General features: G+C 48.7%; 13 protein-coding genes. 5 read left to right on the top strand and 8 right to left on the bottom strand.

All coding sequences use genetic code 11. From position 1 onward, the window contains the following. The first annotated feature begins 121 nt into the window (after positions 1-121). The 5 genes from gcvP (at position 122) to CBE68_RS19000 (ending at position 7,242) form a co-directional block, all read left to right on the top strand. Complete coding sequence (gcvP, locus tag CBE68_RS05375; RefSeq protein WP_087505039.1) at positions 122-3,001, top strand: aminomethyl-transferring glycine dehydrogenase; 2,880 nt, start codon at positions 122-124, stop codon at positions 2,999-3,001. 752 nt (positions 3,002-3,753) lie between these two features. Continuing rightward, complete coding sequence (locus tag CBE68_RS05370; RefSeq protein ID WP_143824494.1) at positions 3,754-3,975, top strand: hypothetical protein; 222 nt, start codon at positions 3,754-3,756, stop codon at positions 3,973-3,975. Positions 3,976-4,246: 271 nt separating this feature from the next. After that, positions 4,247-4,714 (top strand): hypothetical protein, encoded by a 468-nt coding sequence (locus tag CBE68_RS05365; RefSeq protein ID WP_143824493.1) that lies wholly within the window; start codon positions 4,247-4,249, stop codon positions 4,712-4,714. Positions 4,715-4,878: 164 nt separating this feature from the next. After that, on the top strand, positions 4,879-6,972 hold the full coding sequence (locus tag CBE68_RS05360; RefSeq protein ID WP_087505036.1) for an alpha/beta hydrolase family protein: 2,094 nt from the start codon (positions 4,879-4,881) through the stop codon (positions 6,970-6,972). Positions 6,973-7,125: 153 nt separating this feature from the next. Next, positions 7,126-7,242: a DUF1826 domain-containing protein gene (locus tag CBE68_RS19000; RefSeq protein ID WP_143824492.1), complete on the top strand. Its 117-nt coding sequence runs from the start codon at positions 7,126-7,128 to the stop codon at positions 7,240-7,242. A gap of 9 nt (positions 7,243-7,251) precedes the next feature. Here the strand turns inward: CBE68_RS19000 and CBE68_RS05355 are convergent, their stop codons facing one another. The 8 genes from CBE68_RS05355 to CBE68_RS05320 form a co-directional block, all read right to left on the bottom strand. Further along, the gene (locus tag CBE68_RS05355; protein WP_087505035.1) at positions 7,252-9,513 is read right to left on the bottom strand and encodes a pyruvate formate lyase family protein; all 2,262 of its coding nucleotides are present in this window, start codon (positions 9,511-9,513) and stop codon (positions 7,252-7,254) included. Then, positions 9,500-10,336: a glycyl-radical enzyme activating protein gene (locus tag CBE68_RS05350; protein WP_087505034.1), complete on the bottom strand. Its 837-nt coding sequence runs from the start codon at positions 10,334-10,336 to the stop codon at positions 9,500-9,502. Before CBE68_RS05350 ends, CBE68_RS05355 begins: the two co-directional genes overlap by 14 nt. 38 nt (positions 10,337-10,374) lie before the next feature. Then, the gene (locus CBE68_RS05345) at positions 10,375-11,550 is read right to left on the bottom strand and encodes an iron-containing alcohol dehydrogenase (RefSeq protein WP_087505033.1); all 1,176 of its coding nucleotides are present in this window, start codon (positions 11,548-11,550) and stop codon (positions 10,375-10,377) included. Positions 11,551-11,741: 191 nt separating this feature from the next. Continuing rightward, positions 11,742-12,722: an AraC family transcriptional regulator gene (locus CBE68_RS05340; protein WP_087505032.1), complete on the bottom strand. Its 981-nt coding sequence runs from the start codon at positions 12,720-12,722 to the stop codon at positions 11,742-11,744. Positions 12,723-12,747: 25 nt separating this feature from the next. Continuing rightward, a complete protein-coding gene (locus CBE68_RS05335; RefSeq protein ID WP_087505031.1) occupies positions 12,748-13,194 on the bottom strand; it encodes an anthrone oxygenase family protein in 447 nt (148 codons plus the stop codon). Next, positions 13,191-14,021 carry a Rossmann-fold NAD(P)-binding domain-containing protein gene (locus tag CBE68_RS05330; protein WP_087505030.1) on the bottom strand — a complete coding sequence of 277 codons (831 nt, stop codon included), beginning with the start codon at positions 14,019-14,021 and terminating at the stop codon, positions 13,191-13,193. The genes CBE68_RS05335 and CBE68_RS05330 overlap by 4 nt, the downstream gene beginning before the upstream one ends. Positions 14,022-14,131: 110 nt before the next feature. Beyond that, positions 14,132-14,782, bottom strand: a complete 651-nt coding sequence (locus CBE68_RS05325; RefSeq protein ID WP_087505029.1) for a DUF3313 family protein — start codon at positions 14,780-14,782, stop codon at positions 14,132-14,134. A gap of 223 nt (positions 14,783-15,005) precedes the next feature. Then, a complete protein-coding gene (locus CBE68_RS05320) occupies positions 15,006-16,466 on the bottom strand; it encodes an FAD-binding domain-containing protein (protein ID WP_087505028.1) in 1,461 nt (486 codons plus the stop codon). Between the last annotated feature and the right edge of the window lie 54 nt (positions 16,467-16,520).

Genomic DNA, 16,520 nt, shown 5'->3' with positions numbered 1-16,520 from the left:
CAACCGATTGGTTGGGGTTTTTGCATTTTTTTGTTGAATCGAGAGCACTCAATCAGTTTGAGCTCGCGATTCAAGTGCTGTTGACGGGGCAAAGCCCCAGGTTCTTTAAACGGGTAGTTACATGACCAACGCTTCACTTTCTGCACTAGAGCAGAAACAAGATTTTATTCGTCGCCACATTGGCCCAGGTGCAGATGAACAGCAAGCCATGCTGCAACAGCTGGGCGCAGAGTCGGTTGATGAATTGATTCATCAAACGGTGCCTAATGACATTCGATTGCCAGCGCCGCTACAAATTGGTGAGCCAAAAACTGAAGTTGAAGCACTGAACTACCTCAAGACCATGGCGAGCCAGAACCAAATTTTCCGCTCGCACATTGGCATGGGTTACACCAACACGCACACGCCAAATGTCATTCTTCGCAACGTGCTGGAGAATCCAGGCTGGTACACAGCTTACACGCCATATCAACCCGAGATCGCCCAAGGCCGTTTAGAAATGCTGTTGAACTTCCAGCAAATGACCATGGATTTGACTGGTCTTGATCTGGCATCGGCATCCTTACTCGACGAATCAACGGCTGCAGCTGAAGCGATGGCGTTGGCCAAGCGTGTTTCGAAAAACAAAAAATGTAATACCTTCTTTATCGCCGACGATGTTCATCCACAAACGATTGATGTGGTGAAAACCCGTGCCGAAGCCTTTGGTTTTGATATTGAGGTTGGCCCTTGGCAACAAGCGGGCGAGCACAATGTTTTTGGTGCCTTGCTGCAATACCCTGGCACGACCGGCGCAGTCCACGACCTGACAGAAGTCATCGCAGCGATACAAGCGCAAAAAGGCATTGTTGCTGTTGCCGCTGATATTCTGGCGCTGATGTTGTTGAAATCACCGGGTGAGTTGGGCGCTGATGTGGTGCTTGGTTCTGCTCAGCGTTTCGGCGTGCCAATGGGGTACGGTGGTCCTCACGCTGCATTTTTCGCAACGCGTGATGCCTATAAGCGTTCGCTGCCGGGCCGCATTATCGGGGTATCAAAAGATGCGTCTGGCAACGTTGCATTGCGGATGGCAATGCAAACCCGCGAACAACACATTCGCCGTGAAAAAGCCAACTCAAACATTTGTACCGCACAGGTGCTGCTGGCCAATATGGCGGCGTTTTATGCCATTTATCACGGCCCAGAAGGGCTCAAAACCATTGCTAACCGCGTCCATCGATTAACCTCTATTCTGGCTCTTGGCTTAACCCAAGGCGGTTTGAAGCTGGCCAACAATACGTGGTTTGACACCTTGTTGGTGGCGGTTGATGACAAAGACGCAGTGGTCGAAGCGGCAACCGCGAAAAAGATTAACCTCCGTCTTGATGTCTCTGGCCATGTTGGGATCACTTTCGATGAAACCACCACCGCTGCCGACGTTGCCCAACTGTTCGATATCTTGTTGGGCCAAGGGCATGACAAATCAGTTCAGGTGCTCGATAGCCAAGTGATTGATGGCGCGCCTGCGATCCCTGCAGCATTGCAGCGTCAGGACGAGGTACTAACTTTGCCGGTGTTTAACCGCTATCACTCTGAAACCGAGATGCTGCGCTACATCAAGCGTCTGGAAAACAAAGACTTGGCGTTGAATCACTCGATGATCTCGCTAGGTTCATGCACCATGAAGCTCAATGCCACTGCCGAGATGATCCCGGTGACTTGGCCTGAGTTTGGTCAACTCCACCCATTCTGCCCGCGCGAACAAGCCAAAGGCTACGATGCCATGATGGCCGAGCTGAGCGACTGGTTGATTAACATCACCGGCTACGATGCTCTGCTGATGCAACCCAATTCAGGTGCACAAGGCGAGTACGCTGGCTTGCTGGCGATCCGTAAGTATCACGAAAGCCGCGGTGACGGTCACCGCAACATTTGCTTGATCCCGCAATCAGCGCACGGTACTAACCCTGCATCGGCACAAATGGCCAGCATGAAAGTGGTAGTTGTTGCCTGTGATGCCGACGGTAACATCGATTTGGCCGATCTACGTGAAAAAGCTGAATCCATGGCCGAGCAGTTAAGCTGTTTGATGGTGACCTACCCATCGACTCACGGCGTGTACGAAGAAACCATTCGTGAAGTGTGCGACATTGTTCATGCCAATGGTGGCCAGGTTTACCTCGACGGTGCCAACATGAATGCGCAAGTTGGGCTAACCTCGCCGGGCTTTATTGGCGCAGATGTATCGCACTTAAATTTGCACAAAACCTTCTGTATTCCGCATGGCGGTGGCGGCCCGGGTATGGGACCCATTGGTGTCAAACAGCACTTAGCGCCGTTTGTCGCTGGGCACGCGGTCATCAAAATGGATGGTGAGCACAAAGATAATGGCGCGGTTTCTGCTGCACCTTACGGCTCTGCCAGCATCTTGCCAATCAGCTGGGCTTACATCGCCATGATGGGCAGCACTGGCCTTAAGCAAGCCACTGAAATTGCCATTTTGAATGCCAACTACTTGGCTGATCGTCTGAAAGATCACTTCCCTGTGCTATACACCGGCCGTAATGGCCGTGTCGCCCACGAGTGTATTTTGGATATTCGCCCGCTAAAAGAAGCCTCTGGCATCACTGAAATGGATATCGCCAAGCGTTTGATGGATTACGGCTTCCATGCGCCAACCATGAGCTTCCCGGTAGCAGGCACCTTGATGGTTGAGCCAACGGAGTCTGAAGCTAAGCCAGAATTGGATCGCTTTGCCGATGCCATGATCGCCATTCGCAATGAGATCCACAAAGTTGAAGCCGGTGACTGGTCGCTGGAAGATAACCCACTGGTTCACGCGCCACACACACAGCAAAACGTGATGGGCGAATGGACTCATAGTTACAGCCGAGAGACTGCGGTGTTCCCACTACCAGAAGTTGCCAACAACAAATTCTGGCCAACGGTAAACCGCATTGATGATGTTCATGGCGACCGTAATCTGGTTTGTTCATGTGCGCCGATTTCTGACTATATGTAATTAAAAATCAGTGAGTTAATTTGGTTTAGTAGGCTGGTTTAACTTAGTCCAGATACAATATAAAGCGAGTGCTGCGAACGTGGTGCTCGCTTTTTTTGGTCGTCTACTTGGCTGGAGTAACTAAACGTCGATCTAAATCTATCGGTGCTGAATCGTCGTTGATTTTGCAAAATTGAAGCGTAGGCTGAAATAGAAAGTAGGGATTCAGCTTGTTGCCACCGATTTCTGTAGGGAGTGCCGATATCATGATAGGTGCGCTTGCTCCGATCTCCCTGCAATTATCTTTCTCGGGATGCTCGTCTGACTAATTGACTTACCTTTCACTCGGCGACTCGTCCAGCTTTACGTATCCGGCAAATTTGTTCTTAGCCTTTAAACCTTTTCTTTAATCATTGCGACTAACTAGTTGCTGAGCCAATTAGCCACTTTGCTGACAACAAAGGTGGCTTGAAATAAGCCAGAAAGTTGCAAGCTGGATGGATGCCAAAGTACAAGCAGTTAGGGAATTGTGAAATTGACCATGTACCTGGTTAATTTCACCAATTAACACTTTGTTAAATATTCTGTAATGACTGGCTGTTTTTAAAAAGTTTATAAATATCAGGTAAATAAAATTTATTTTCAGATTGGCACGGCACTTGTTAAGTACTCTATGTAACGCAGTGAAGCGCAGTAATGTCACTGACATTTTAACTACCCAACAAACTGCAAAGACAGTAACGGGCAACGGACTAGGTAACGGAGAGAACATCATGAAACGCATTCAAATCGCAGTCATCTCAGCAGTCACTTTAGCATCAAGTGCTTTTGTACCAGCGGCGTCAGCAAACGAATTAACCACTGCCGTCACTGAAGTGGCGATGGAAGTTGCAGAGAACGTAGCGGCAGATATCAAGGAAAGCTCAGCACGCCAGTTAGACCAAGTTTGGGCTAGCTTGCAAAGCTTGGTAACAGACGAAGAAGCAAGCGAGTAATCACTATGATGCCGGTCAACTTAATGCTGTGGTGGAGCCTTCCGGTGCTTGGTTGGCTGGTAACATGGCTTGGCTATCACCTTATAGCTGCTTGCAGTCTGCGACAGCTTCGAGGCAGCAAAACAAGCGCTGAATTGAGATAATTGTCGATTTAGCCTGAACAAGAAAAAGCGAGTACGGATTTAGCGGTACTCGCTTTTTTGTTGGAAGGTTAGTTTGATCGTTACTTGTCAGTTGCTCGTTCGAATATTTGTTAATTCAGGCTAAAATTTTGCAAGCAACCCCTGATGTGAAAGTGTCGATGGTCAAGAAAATCAGCACGGACCAAGCTAGTCCGCAAAAATTTCGACCCCATGGCCGGTTCGAATACGAACCTGTAGACGAAGATGGGACGCTACTTCACGTTCGCTGCGAGGGGCCGTTCGATGCCGAGCTGCTAACCGCCATCAAAGATATTCAACAATCTCCCGTGCTTCTTAACCCTTGTAGAAAGGAAATTTTTCAATTCTCTGGTTGTTGTATAGGTATCGAAGAATTTGTCGAATCGGCGACAGACTATGTTGGGCAGTTAAAACGAGATGGCAGAGCTCCTAAGGCTGTTGCTTTGGTGATGCCCGAAGAGCTTCAAGGCGCTTGGATGATGAGAGATACTTATGCAGGTATCTATCAACGCTTCAATATTCCGGTGACGGTGGTGACTACAGTCACTGAGGCAATGCAGTGGCTCAAAGATTACTAACTAAACTGAACGCCAACTCAAGGCTCACACTTTATTACATTTTGTTCCTGTCTCAAGCCCGTTTAAACAAACAAAAAGTGCAGTAATGTTAGCGAGATAAGTTACTCTTTACTCAACGCGAAGATGGCACTTGCTCGTTTTCGAATGAACGTAATGGAGATACTATGAACGTCAAATACCTGTTGTTGTCCGCCGCGCTATCGGCCTCGTTGGTAGCCTGTAGCGGCCCCAAAGAACCGACCAAATCAGAAAGCGCTAGTGCACCGGAAGCCGCTGTTGCTGTAGATGAATCACCTCAAGTTGAGCTAATTCCTCGAGATTTGATTTTTGGCAATCCTACATACAGCAGTGTTCAGATTAGCCCCAGTGGCTCAATGATTAGCTACCTGGCGCCAGTTGAAGGTGTCATGAACATTTGGGTGGCACCAGCTGATGATATTAGTGCCGCTAAGCCAATTACTTTTGACAAGGGGCGCGGCATACGCGGCTATGGCTGGGTAGCTGGCATGGAAAAGCTGCTTTATGTTCAAGACAAGGGTGGCGATGAGAACTTTTTACTGTATGGCGTCGACCCGACAACCAGTGAAGAAACTCTCTTTACCCCGTTCGAAAATACCCGAGTCACCTTCTTAGCGAGTAATGCCGACATTCCCGGTAAACAAATCATTGGTATCAATAATCGAGATCCGCGTTGGCATGATGTTTATGAATTAGATGTTAGTTCTGGCGAGCTAACACTGCTATTTGAAAACACTGAGAATTTTGGTGGTTTTAGCTTCGACAATGATTTGAAAATGCGCTTTGGCCAGAAAGCAACCAGCATAGGCGGTTTTGAGTATTACAAGAAAGCTGCCGATGGTTGGGAGTTGTTTTTAGAAGTGCCTCCTGAAGATTTGTATACCACTGGCCTTGCTGGATTTAGCAAAGATAACAAAACGCTATATTTGCAAGAGAGTAAAGGCAGAGATACCAGTGCGCTGTTTGCTATGGATCTTGCCACAGGCGACAAAACCCTGATCGCAGAGAATGAACGTGCCGACATTGGTGGTACTTGGCGAGATGTCGATACTGGCGAGCCTTATGTGTACTCGGTGGATTATGATAAGACTCGATATTTCGCCTTAGACCAACGTGGTAAGGAGCTTTTGGCGAAACTGGATGAGCGTTTTGGCGGTAACTTCGCCAGAGTATCCACAACCAGAGATGAAAGCGTGTGGGTGGTATTGAACTCGCAATCGAATCAGGTGGCGACCTACTACACATGGGATGTTAAATCGAACAGCTTCAACCGCTTGTTTGCCACTCGGCCAGCATTGGAAGATCAGCAATTGGCCTTGATGACTCCCGAGTTGATCAACTCGCGAGATGGCCTGACGCTAGTGTCATATCTGACTTTGCCGGTCGGAGCGGATGCCGACGGAGATGGGCGCCCAGAAAAGCCGCTGCCATTGGTACTCAACGTTCATGGTGGTCCTTGGGCTCGAGATTCTTATGGCTATCGGCCGACACCACAGTGGTTGGCCAACCGTGGTTATGCGGTGTTGCAAGTCAACTTCAGAGGATCGACTGGTTTTGGCAAGGGATTTGTCAACGCAGGAGACCTCGAATGGGGCTTGAAGATGCATGATGACCTCATTGATGCCATCGACTGGGCTATTAAAGAGAGCATTACCACTAGTGATAAAATTGCCATCATGGGCGGCTCTTATGGTGGTTATGCCACGCTGGCTGGCTTGACCATAACCCCCGATCGTTTTGCCTGCGGTGTCGATATTGTCGGTCCATCCAACCTTGAGACCTTGCTTGCATCGATCCCGCCATACTGGGAGAGCTTCCGCCGGGTGCTTGAAAAGCGCGTTGGTGATCCAAACACAGAGGAAGGTTTAGCCTTGTTGCGAGCGGCTTCGCCGCTTCACAAAGTAGCGAATATCAGTAAACCATTATTGATTGGCCAGGGCGCCAACGATCCTCGGGTAAAGCAAGCTGAATCTGATCAGATTGTTGCAGCAATGCAAGAGAACCAAATCCCAGTGACCTATGCATTGTTCCCCGATGAAGGTCATGGGTTCGCCAGACCAGAGAACCGCTTGGCTTTCTATGGTGTTGCAGAAGGGTTCTTAGCTCATTGCTTGGGCGGTAAATTTGAGCCAATCGATGATGACTTGAACGGTTCTAGCCTTACGGTTCCCGTCGGTGCCAGTTATATCCAAGGTTTATCAGAGGCGCTGGAAGCATTTACCTTTGAAAAACGTGGCTAGTTAGTCACTTCTGTTACCAAAAAAGTAGAAACCGTGCCCTAGCGATTTAACTCTGGGCACGGTTGGTTCATACCTTAGCTAAAAATCTAATGTCGATATATCGATTCACTATTGGCGATTGCTTGAATAAAGCGATGCTGGTGATGCTTTGTAATGTATCATTTCTGCGTTAGTGCTTGGCAAGATCATGAGCACATGGCTGCGGTGCACCGTTCCTGTCAGATAAAACCTCATCACAAACGCGTGCTACTGACACTTGATCCGCTATGAACAGGGTTGTTATGCCACTTGGCTTAGCCGCTCGATGACTTCTTGCTGAACGGTTTTGTCTAGAGCGGTAAACTTAGCCGAAAAGCCACACACGCGAACACTCAAGTTGGGGTATTTCTCAGGATGCTGCTGAGCATCTTTTAACGCCTCGACATCGTTAAACTGCAACTCAACAATTGAGCCGCCGTTTTCAACAAAGGTTTGCACGACCGCAGTTAAGATCTTATCTGATTGCTCTTTGGCAACCGGCAGTGTCATATACTGCACTGCTGCGCCGGGGTATCCCTTGAAATCCAAATACTTCAGCGAATGAACGTCGGTTGCCGGATTGCGTCTGCTATTGCCCTTGTAATCAGACGGACTGGCTGAACGGGACACTGGCCGGCCAGCCGGTCGGCCATCAGCTGTTGCTGGAGTATCCATGCCGAGATAGATGTTGGTGTGATATGAAAAGAATGCCGGGTGATAGTTGCTCCCCGCGAAGTTCTGACAAGTTCGCTGAATTTGTTCTATGTCTTTCAGCAGTCGAGCCGCCATGATGTTGCTTTTGTCGCTATCATCGCCGTAATAAGGTAGCTCTGTGAGTAGCTGTTGTTGTAGTGGCTGTTGGTTGTCAAAGTTGTTGTTCAGCGCTTCAACTAGCTCAGTAAGGGGGAGCTGCTTGCTATCAAAAACCACTTCCTTGATGGCCAGCAGGCTATCGACCAGAGTGGCAAATGCGCCGGTGGCATAGGTCGTTGAGGTATATCGAGCGCCACCCGCACTCATGTCGGCGGCGTTGGTTAAACAACCTTCTAGAGTCGCCGAGTACAGAGGTGCTGGATTAACTTGTTTCCAATGACGTTGGTAGTTGGCCAAGTGATTAGCAAACTCGATTGATACCGCTTTCAAGGTGACGATTACGTGTTGGTAAAGCAACTCAAAGCTGGTGATGGCGTTGAGATCTGGCGGCATGATTGCGCCTCTCTGATTGACGGCCAGCGTTTGGTAAGTTCGAGCGCTATCTTGCCCCAACACAATGCTGAGAATACGAGATAAATTGAGATACCAGCAGGCTCGGGAACTTACTTGCGCGCCTTCCGCAACCACTTCTTGGCAGCCGCCTGCAACGTAATTCAAGGCGTGGTGGCGCTCCATCTTGGCATTTACCATGGCTGTAACAATGGCATCATCGTTGAGAAAGGACACGCTACTTCGAGTGTTTCTAGAAACATGTACCGCCGATTCGAAGAAGCGTTTGTTGTGGCGACTGCTTACCCGAATATTAACTTTGGGACTGAGCGTATTGCACTCAACAACCGCATCAAAGAACATTTCTGTCACTATGTTATCGACGACTTCGCCTTCTGAATCGAGGCCCCCAAGCGTGATGGTGGTTGACGTTTCAACTTGTTCTTGATTGTAGTCCCAGCGAAAGTCGGTGAGTGATACCAGCGCCAAGCAAAGCTCATAGGCTTCGTCATAACTGATACGCCCATGTTTTAAATCGTTGCGATAATAAGGCAATAACACCTTGTCGAGACGACCGTAGGTGCAAATCCCGACGCCATCTAGGGTGTTAAATAGTTCTCTGGCCATGATCAGCGTGTTGATGGCCTCATAGAATGTTTCTGGTCGTTGCCAAGGAACCCGCGATGCAGTGTCCTTAATGCGGTTTAGAAAACCAATCGCGGTGTTAGTGAGTGATGAGCGTGCGCTGGTTGACTCAGTCAGCAACTGCTCCGCATGGCGGGCAAATTTATCTCCCAACGCTTTGGCACAGAGACAACCTTTGATCACTGTATTGAGCCAAGTTTGTTGTTCATCGTTGAGATGCAAGTCACGCAGTGCTCGTTTGGCATCACAGAGGATGCCCTGAAAGCCTTTTTTCAAAATGATATCGACGCCCATGGCGTGGTGATCGTTGTCGATAAAATCATTGATGATGAACAGTCCTTTGTCCCACATTTGCGCGGTGTCAGACTGGTACTTGTGACGCAGGCACTGATAGCCGTCGCTGTTTTTGATATAGCCACCAATGCCTTCCATACCCCACATGTTGCGTTCGCGACCTGAAGCGAGTTCAAAATAGAAAGGGCAATGGGGAAATAACTTGACGCCCATTTGTGCGGCGGCAACATCGTAAATGTGACCTCGCATAGCATAACCACTGGTTTCTTCTGATATCTGCGCATCGAGGCTACTGGTCATCTCCGAAATGTCGATCGGATAACTGGCGTACCATGCGTCCATCTCATTGTGCATGGCTTGTTTGAAATCATCGAACCCCATCAGGGCCTCCGGTGCAAGTGTTCGATTGGCTACTCGCCAACGTGGGATCAATGTCCAGTACCTGACCAATGGTTTGTTGATATTGAGCCAGTATGCTGGTGTCGGGGGCTTCAAAAATGGCTGTCGTCATACCGAGTTGCTGGTATTTAGAGCGCCCCATGGCGTGATAAGGCAATACTTTGAGTTCTGTAATAGAGGCACGCTGCGGCAGTGACAGGAGAAATGACGCGAGTTGCTTGATGTCTGCCTCGCTATCATTAATGCCCTTAATGACGGGGAGTCGCAGCTCAATCGGTTGTTGTCTTGCCACCAATTGAGTGAAGTTCTTCAGGATCTGCTTGTTCGATACCCCGGTATGTTGGCGATGCTTAACCGGATCAATGATCTTCAGATCGAACAAGAATAAATCGACCTCGTCAGACAGCGATTGATAAGCTGACGACGGAACATTTCCAGCGGTATCAATGGCGACATGAATATTTTCACGCTTCAGATACGGCAACAAAGATCGAATGTAATCGGTTTGCAACATGGGTTCGCCACCAGAGAAGGTTACCCCACCATCTGATTTCTGATAGAGCGACTTGTCGCGATAAAGGAGTTTGAGCAGTTCCAGGCCGTCGATGTCGTAACCCACTTGTTTGTCGATGCCGTTGCAGTGCATCGTTTGCTTTTTACTCAACAAGGCCTCAGGGTTATGGCACCAGCTGCAGCGCAGGCTGCAGCCTTTAAAAAACACCGTGGTTCTGATGCCGGGGCCATCGCTGACTGAATAGCGCTGAATATCAAACAATCGGCCTTGGCTTGGGGGGACTGCTGTCATAGCTGTGGTTTTAACGACCTCTGGATTAATAGCCCGGATTAAAAGGCTTTGGTAAGTATTTGCATGACATCATCAAAGCTAGCCGGTCGCACATCAGCTTCGGCAATCCCGCCCATATACTCGGTGGTGCCTTTGGCTATTTCGGCTAAATCGGTTGTTGTCACGCCCTGCTCAGATAACGGAATATCCATACCAATCGCGGCAATTAGTGAGCGCAGCGCGGCCACTGTCTCGGTGAGCTTGAAATTAGCTAGATCTTCTTCTGAGCGGCCGGTGAGCAGTAATCCAACGGTTTTAAATTTGTCGGGATTTTGGTTCATGCTGAATTCGACAGTGTGTGGGGTTAGTGCTGCTAAGGTTTGCCCATGTACCGTCTCTGACACACCGCCTACCGCATGGGCTATGGCATGGCAAAGCGTCACCAAACTCCCCGCAATGGCATATCCTGCATACGTATCGGCCATTGCCATGGCTGTTCTGGCTTGCAGATCAGTGCCGTCGGCAACAGCTTTAACAAGGTTTTGCCCAACCAACTTAATGGCTTCTTTGGCGTAAAGGTCGGTCATTACATTGCTGATGTTGCAGGTGTAGGCCTCAAGCGCGTGAGCCAATACATCAAACCCGGTGGATGCGGTGATTTCTTTTGGTAGTGACAGCGCTAGCTCAGGGTCAACGACGGCAACCTTGGCGAATAAATACTCGCTACCAATTCCTGGTTTCTGCTTGGTTTGTTTGTTGGTGATCACCGAATATGGGGTGACATGACTGCCGGTGCCTGATGTGGTGGCAATGGCGACAATTGGTAATGTTCGTTCGGTTGGCTCTATCGCATCATCATGGGTACCCATGGCAAAACGCCAAACTGGGCAGTCATGCCCTGCCGCCATTGCCACGCCTTTGGCTGCATCTATTGAGCTGCCACCGCCTAAACCAATGATAAAATCGCAATCATTATGCTTAGCCAAAGCGGCTGCGCTGTCCACTTCTTCATCCAGCGGGTTAGGACTTACTTCGGTGTAAACAACAGTTTCTATGCCGCTATTGGCTAATATTCCTTGGATACGTTTGACTAACCCTGTGGCGACAAAAAAGTTACCGGTGGTGACGAGCAAGCATCGATCACCTAGCGGTTTTACATGGTTGCCTAGTTCGTTCAGTTTGCCAGCCCCAAACAGCAGCTTAACGGGATTATTGAAATCAAAGTTATCTATCATTTGGGTATCCTTTCTTACTGATGCTTGTTGAAAGTGGCTAACATGATGCAATCAATTTGTTAGCGGTAACATTACCAGTCCAGATTGAACGCGAATTAACCCAAGTCAATATTTGTGTTGTTTTTAATCTCTGTTGAGTGCTTCATTTCAAATTTGTCTGTCCCGGACTATCTTTCGCGCACTCGTTAATTTCATCCTTCCTGGGACTCAAGCTGATAGTCTTTTCGGACTTCACTTGGGTTCTTGCCGATGACCTTTTTGAATGCTCGGGAAAAGGCGGCTTCTGATTGGTAACCAACATCGAGAGCAATCGACAATACGGTGTCTTGGCTGAGTTGTAGCTTGGAGTAGGCTAGGGACATTCGCCACTCGGTTAAGTAATCCATTGGGGTATTCCCCATCAGCCGTTTGAACTGCTGAGCGAAGCTGGTTCGAGACATGCCGACGGCATTGGCCAATTGCTCCAACGTCCAATGTTTGGTTGGCTGTTCATGAAGCAGCCGCAATGATAAACCGATACGCTCATCGTCCAAGGCACTGAGCCAGCCGGTCTCAGTATCGGACAGTGTGTTGAGATAAGCTCGCATCGATTCAATCACCAGGATGTCCGCTAACCGTGCGATCACAGCTTCAGTTGCTACTCCTATTTGTTTGGTTTCCAACTGCAGCAGTTGACTGATGGTTTGCACTACATTTGGGGGCTTGTCTGAACTGCTATCGATGACGATGTGAGAAGGCAAGATCCCCAGTAGCTTGATTGCTAGTGGGTGTTGAAACACCAGAGCGCCGCAAATCAACTCGCTGGTTGCGCCATTGCCACCAAAAGTCAGGGTCTCGTAACGCTCGGTGATGTTCTCAATAGGCAACTCCGCTAACGGTGTAAATCGCTGGCAATGGCCATCAGAGAGACGGTGACCCTGACCTTTCGGGAATAGCACAAAATCCCCTGTAGACAACTCAAACTGGTGGCCATCGCTAGAAAAGCTAACCTTACCGCTGACCACAAGGTGAAACATCATGCAACCCGACATGGCGGGCATTGCCAACGCCCATGGCGCACTTAGCTGAGACTTGGTGTAAAAAGCGCTCTCCATATGCAAACTGGCTAGCAAACGACCGATAGGCTCATTAGGTAATGCTGTTGCAATTCGTTGCTTGTAGTCAAAGCCCATGGCTCACCCTATCAATTGTTGCCAATCATTGAATAACCAGCAGTAATCCAGCGACGGACGCGCATAAAGTTCTAACATGATTCCAACGCAACCAGTCAACCTGATACTGTCGCCAAAATACGCGCCGTTGTTCAGCACCATTGGTATCTCTGAGCTGGTTATTCAGCGGCACATTGATCACAATTGTCAGCAGTGTAGTGCCGAAAAAGAACAAACAGCCACTAATCATCTGATAGCCATCGCCGAATAGTGCCAAATGCAACGAACCAAGCCCCGATATGACAAAACAACATAAAAACACCGCGTTTAAGATCACTCGGTTAATCTCAACCATAATGTCTGCGCCGCTCTTGGTCTGACGTAATACCGCAATAATGGTATTGGAGAAGATAAAGTATATCCCCACCATGATAATCATCGATAGCTTTACTACCGCCGCGATGATGTCGAGAAACATCAACCAACTCATCATGCTATCTCCTTAAAGCAAAGGTGGTTGCGGTCGAGGAATTGGGCGAATGAAGTTGCCGGGCGCCCCAATGCTTGTTGAATGCCATCTGTGATGTATTCGTTGCGGCCATCAAGTACTTCGGTAAACAAATAGCTGAGCATCTCGATCGCTCCTGGTTCAACTCCAGCTTGTTGCAAGCGTTGTTGAAACTCGGTCAATGAAATGGTGGTGAACTTCACCGATAGATTAAGCTCGGTCGTCAAACTCTGAGCAAGTTGAGCAAAGCTCAGTAGTTCTGGACCGGTGACTTCGTAGAGTTTATTGCTATGACGTGAATCGATAAGCGATGCGACCGCAATCTCGGCAATATCGTCAATATCAACAAAGGGTTCGGTCACTGCATCAACAGGCAATGCGATGTCGCCTTGATCAATAAAGCCTCTGAATAGCCCCTCACTAAAATTTTGATTGAACCAAGAGGCGCGGATGATGGTGTAACTTAAGCCTGATTGTTTAACGATGTTTTCACAGACTTGCGCGGCAGGTTCGCCACGACCGGATAATAGAGTGAGGTGGTTTATGCCTTTCAATTTGGCAAGTGCGCAGAATTGCGAAATATCCTCTGGAGCTTGCGGCACTGCGAGGTCAGGGTAATAGGTCAGATAGACTGAGCCTATTCCGTTCAAGGCCGGCGCCCAGGTTTCTGGCGCTTGCCAGTCGAATTGTCGTTCCGATTGGCGCCCCGCAGCGATCGGTTGATAGCCTTTAGCGCGCAAGCCTCTGATTACTCTGGAGCCGGTTTTGCCCGTTGCACCGATGATTAAGTGTTGCGTTGTATGTTGCATCATTTGAACCCGTTATTGATTGAGTGAGCGGATTCAAATGTATGCGATTGAACTCGGCGTTTATTAACCCAGCGTTCGATTGTGTTTGCAGATCGTTCAAACGCTGGTTAGCGCTACTGTTGTCGTGATTGGCTCAACCCTTGATTCAAATCTGTGGCCCAATTGGTTGCTAATCGCTTTACTTGGCGATTGTTATCGACCGATGACTGCCTAACAAAGCGGCCCCACTCGGTTGCTTGCTGGTGATCGATGACCCTTGCGAGCATTTCACCGCTCACTGAATCATACAGATCAAGTACTAGGGTCATGTGGCCGGCACTTTCGGAGTAGACCCGAGTTGGCGTTGCATGAGCCATTTCGTCAAGATTGTTCAGATAGACATTAACTAAACGTGGCACGATCACTAGAGTTTTTTCATCTAGGTGCTCCACTAGTTGAAAATCCCCCTGCTCGTTAATCACTTTACGAAACGCCTCGTCAAATGAATGTTGAATTTGCGGAATTGCATTGTCCATCGCTCGCTTCATCTGAGCCCGGCTGTTAAACCAACTGCGATAAGAACGCTCACGAAACTCGACTTCTGTGACTGCCAGCGCCAAGTTGTTGTAGTGAGAAAAATCGGCATTGGGATTAACGTACAGTTGATCGACTGTTTCTGTCTCGATTTCAGTAAGCTGATCTGCACCAGTAGCGGAGTTACTAGCGTGAGTCTGGATACTGGTTAAACAAAAGCACAAACAACAGGTTGCTAATATACGTTTCATTGTGGTTCATTCCTCAGTTCAATGGTGGGCCTCAAATCCTTTTGAAAACCCAACAACAGTTCATTTTCGTCGGGGCGGATTTCAGCCTAACGACGCTGGCAATATCGACCAGCGAGGTTGTTCGTTTTTGATGGGACAAATTTTAGTAGGTTTAAGCCGATTAAAAATGCGCCAACATGGAATGAACTGTCTCAGAGAATGGCATAGTCATGATGTTAGCCAATTACTTTGGCACCACATGACGAGCGATGATCCGTTCAGCTTCATGTTTGACATCGACTCGGTTGCGCCAAGACCAAAGGCGTTCACGTGCCACCTTGCCGGTTTCGTTTAGGTCAACCACAGGGGCAGGGTAATTGGTGCCTAATTCAACGCCGTAAAGCTGTTGCTCCATGGCCGATAATCGCCAAGGTTCAAACAATAATGGCACCGGAATATCTCGTAATTCTGGCAACCATTGATAAATAAAGTCACCGTGCGGATCTTTCTCCGTGGCCTGCCGGGTGGGGTTATAGATACGAATGGTGTGGATGCCAGTGACACCGGCTTGCATCTGAAATTGTGGATAGTGAATGCCAGGCTCGAAATCGAGAAATAGCCGAGCCAAGTGGGTGACTCCAAGTCGCCAGTCAATATTGAGGTGGTGGCATAAAAAGCTTACCAGCATCGCGCGCATGCGAAAGTTAACATATCCGGTGGCATGCAAACATCGCATGCTGGCATCGACTAACGGATATCCAGTGTTGCCTTGTTGCCAAGCGTCGAGTAGCTGCTGGGTGTTGTCGTCCTGCAGTGAGCGATAGGGGTAGGTGATATAAGCACGGTTGAAGTGACGATGTTCAATTGCCGACTCAGATTCGAATTTTTGAATAAAGTGGCAATGCCAATGCAACCTTGATGTCAGTGCCGACAATGCTTTTCGCCATCCTTTGCGATTCCAATCGGCCAAGACTCGTTGATATACCTGTCGTATCGAGATGTTTCCCCAAGCGAGATAGGGCGATAATCTTGAGCACGTTTGTTGTGCCATCGCTGGAGCGGAAATTCCGAAGTGGTATTTTTGTCCGCGACTCATAAGAAAATCTTCGATGATGCGCCATGCCTGTTGTTCGCCGCCAAGCTGCATTTGTTCATTGGCAACAATCCAGTTGGCTTGCGGACTCATTAACGATAACACTGTGGTATTGATTAGCTGCAAGGTGGAGGGAGGCGGCAGCAGTGGCGATTTCATTTGTTGATACCAGTGTTTTTGCCATTGGTTTCGGTCGCCAGCGCCGCGAATAACTGCGCCGTTTGGTGTTTCAAGCCATTGCACACCATGATGTTGACACCAAATTTTAACCGCTTTGTCGCGCTGGTAAGTGACATCCAGTCCCACTTCTTGGTGACTAATGATTTGCTTGATGTTGTAGTGCTGTGTGAGCTGGTGGAAGATGTCGGTGACGTCGCCAAACACACAGTGTACTCGAGAGTCCAACGACCTCAGCTGGCGGTTTAAGTCCATCAGTGACTGCCAGATGAATCGCCAGTGACGGTTGCTGTAATGAGGATCATTGAGTAGTTCCGGTTCAAAAATATAAACCAGCAACGTCGGCAGCTTATTTAGCTGCGCTTGCCACAACGCCGGGTTGTCGGCCAATCTCAAGTCCCGCTTGAACCATACCACTTGAATGTTTTGCTTCACCTTGCTTTGCTCTATTGTTGTTACACAACAATCAGCTACGAAGTCGGTATGGAG

Source organism: Neiella marina (assembly GCF_002165625.1).
GTDB classification, from domain to species: Bacteria; Pseudomonadota; Gammaproteobacteria; order Enterobacterales; family Neiellaceae; genus Neiella; species Neiella marina.
This window is presented reverse-complemented; position numbering and strand designations above follow the sequence as displayed.

Bases quoted from the DNA above. Each gene is read 5' to 3' on its own strand.
- CBE68_RS05350 (WP_087505034.1), bottom strand. From the start codon at position 10,336: ATGACAGCAGTCCCCCCAAGCCAAGGCCGATTGTTTGATATTCAGCGC.
- CBE68_RS05370 (WP_143824494.1), top strand. From the start codon at position 3,754: ATGAAACGCATTCAAATCGCAGTCATCTCAGCAGTCACTTTAGCATCA.
- CBE68_RS05360 (WP_087505036.1), top strand. From the start codon at position 4,879: ATGAACGTCAAATACCTGTTGTTGTCCGCCGCGCTATCGGCCTCGTTG.
- CBE68_RS05340 (WP_087505032.1), bottom strand. From the start codon at position 12,722: ATGGGCTTTGACTACAAGCAACGAATTGCAACAGCATTACCTAATGAG.
- gcvP (WP_087505039.1), top strand. From the start codon at position 122: ATGACCAACGCTTCACTTTCTGCACTAGAGCAGAAACAAGATTTTATT.
- CBE68_RS19000 (WP_143824492.1), top strand. From the start codon at position 7,126: ATGTATCATTTCTGCGTTAGTGCTTGGCAAGATCATGAGCACATGGCT.
- CBE68_RS05330 (WP_087505030.1), bottom strand. From the start codon at position 14,021: ATGATGCAACATACAACGCAACACTTAATCATCGGTGCAACGGGCAAA.
- CBE68_RS05325 (WP_087505029.1), bottom strand. From the start codon at position 14,782: ATGAAACGTATATTAGCAACCTGTTGTTTGTGCTTTTGTTTAACCAGT.
- CBE68_RS05335 (WP_087505031.1), bottom strand. From the start codon at position 13,194: ATGATGAGTTGGTTGATGTTTCTCGACATCATCGCGGCGGTAGTAAAG.
- CBE68_RS05345 (WP_087505033.1), bottom strand. From the start codon at position 11,550: ATGATAGATAACTTTGATTTCAATAATCCCGTTAAGCTGCTGTTTGGG.
- CBE68_RS05355 (WP_087505035.1), bottom strand. From the start codon at position 9,513: ATGGGGTTCGATGATTTCAAACAAGCCATGCACAATGAGATGGACGCA.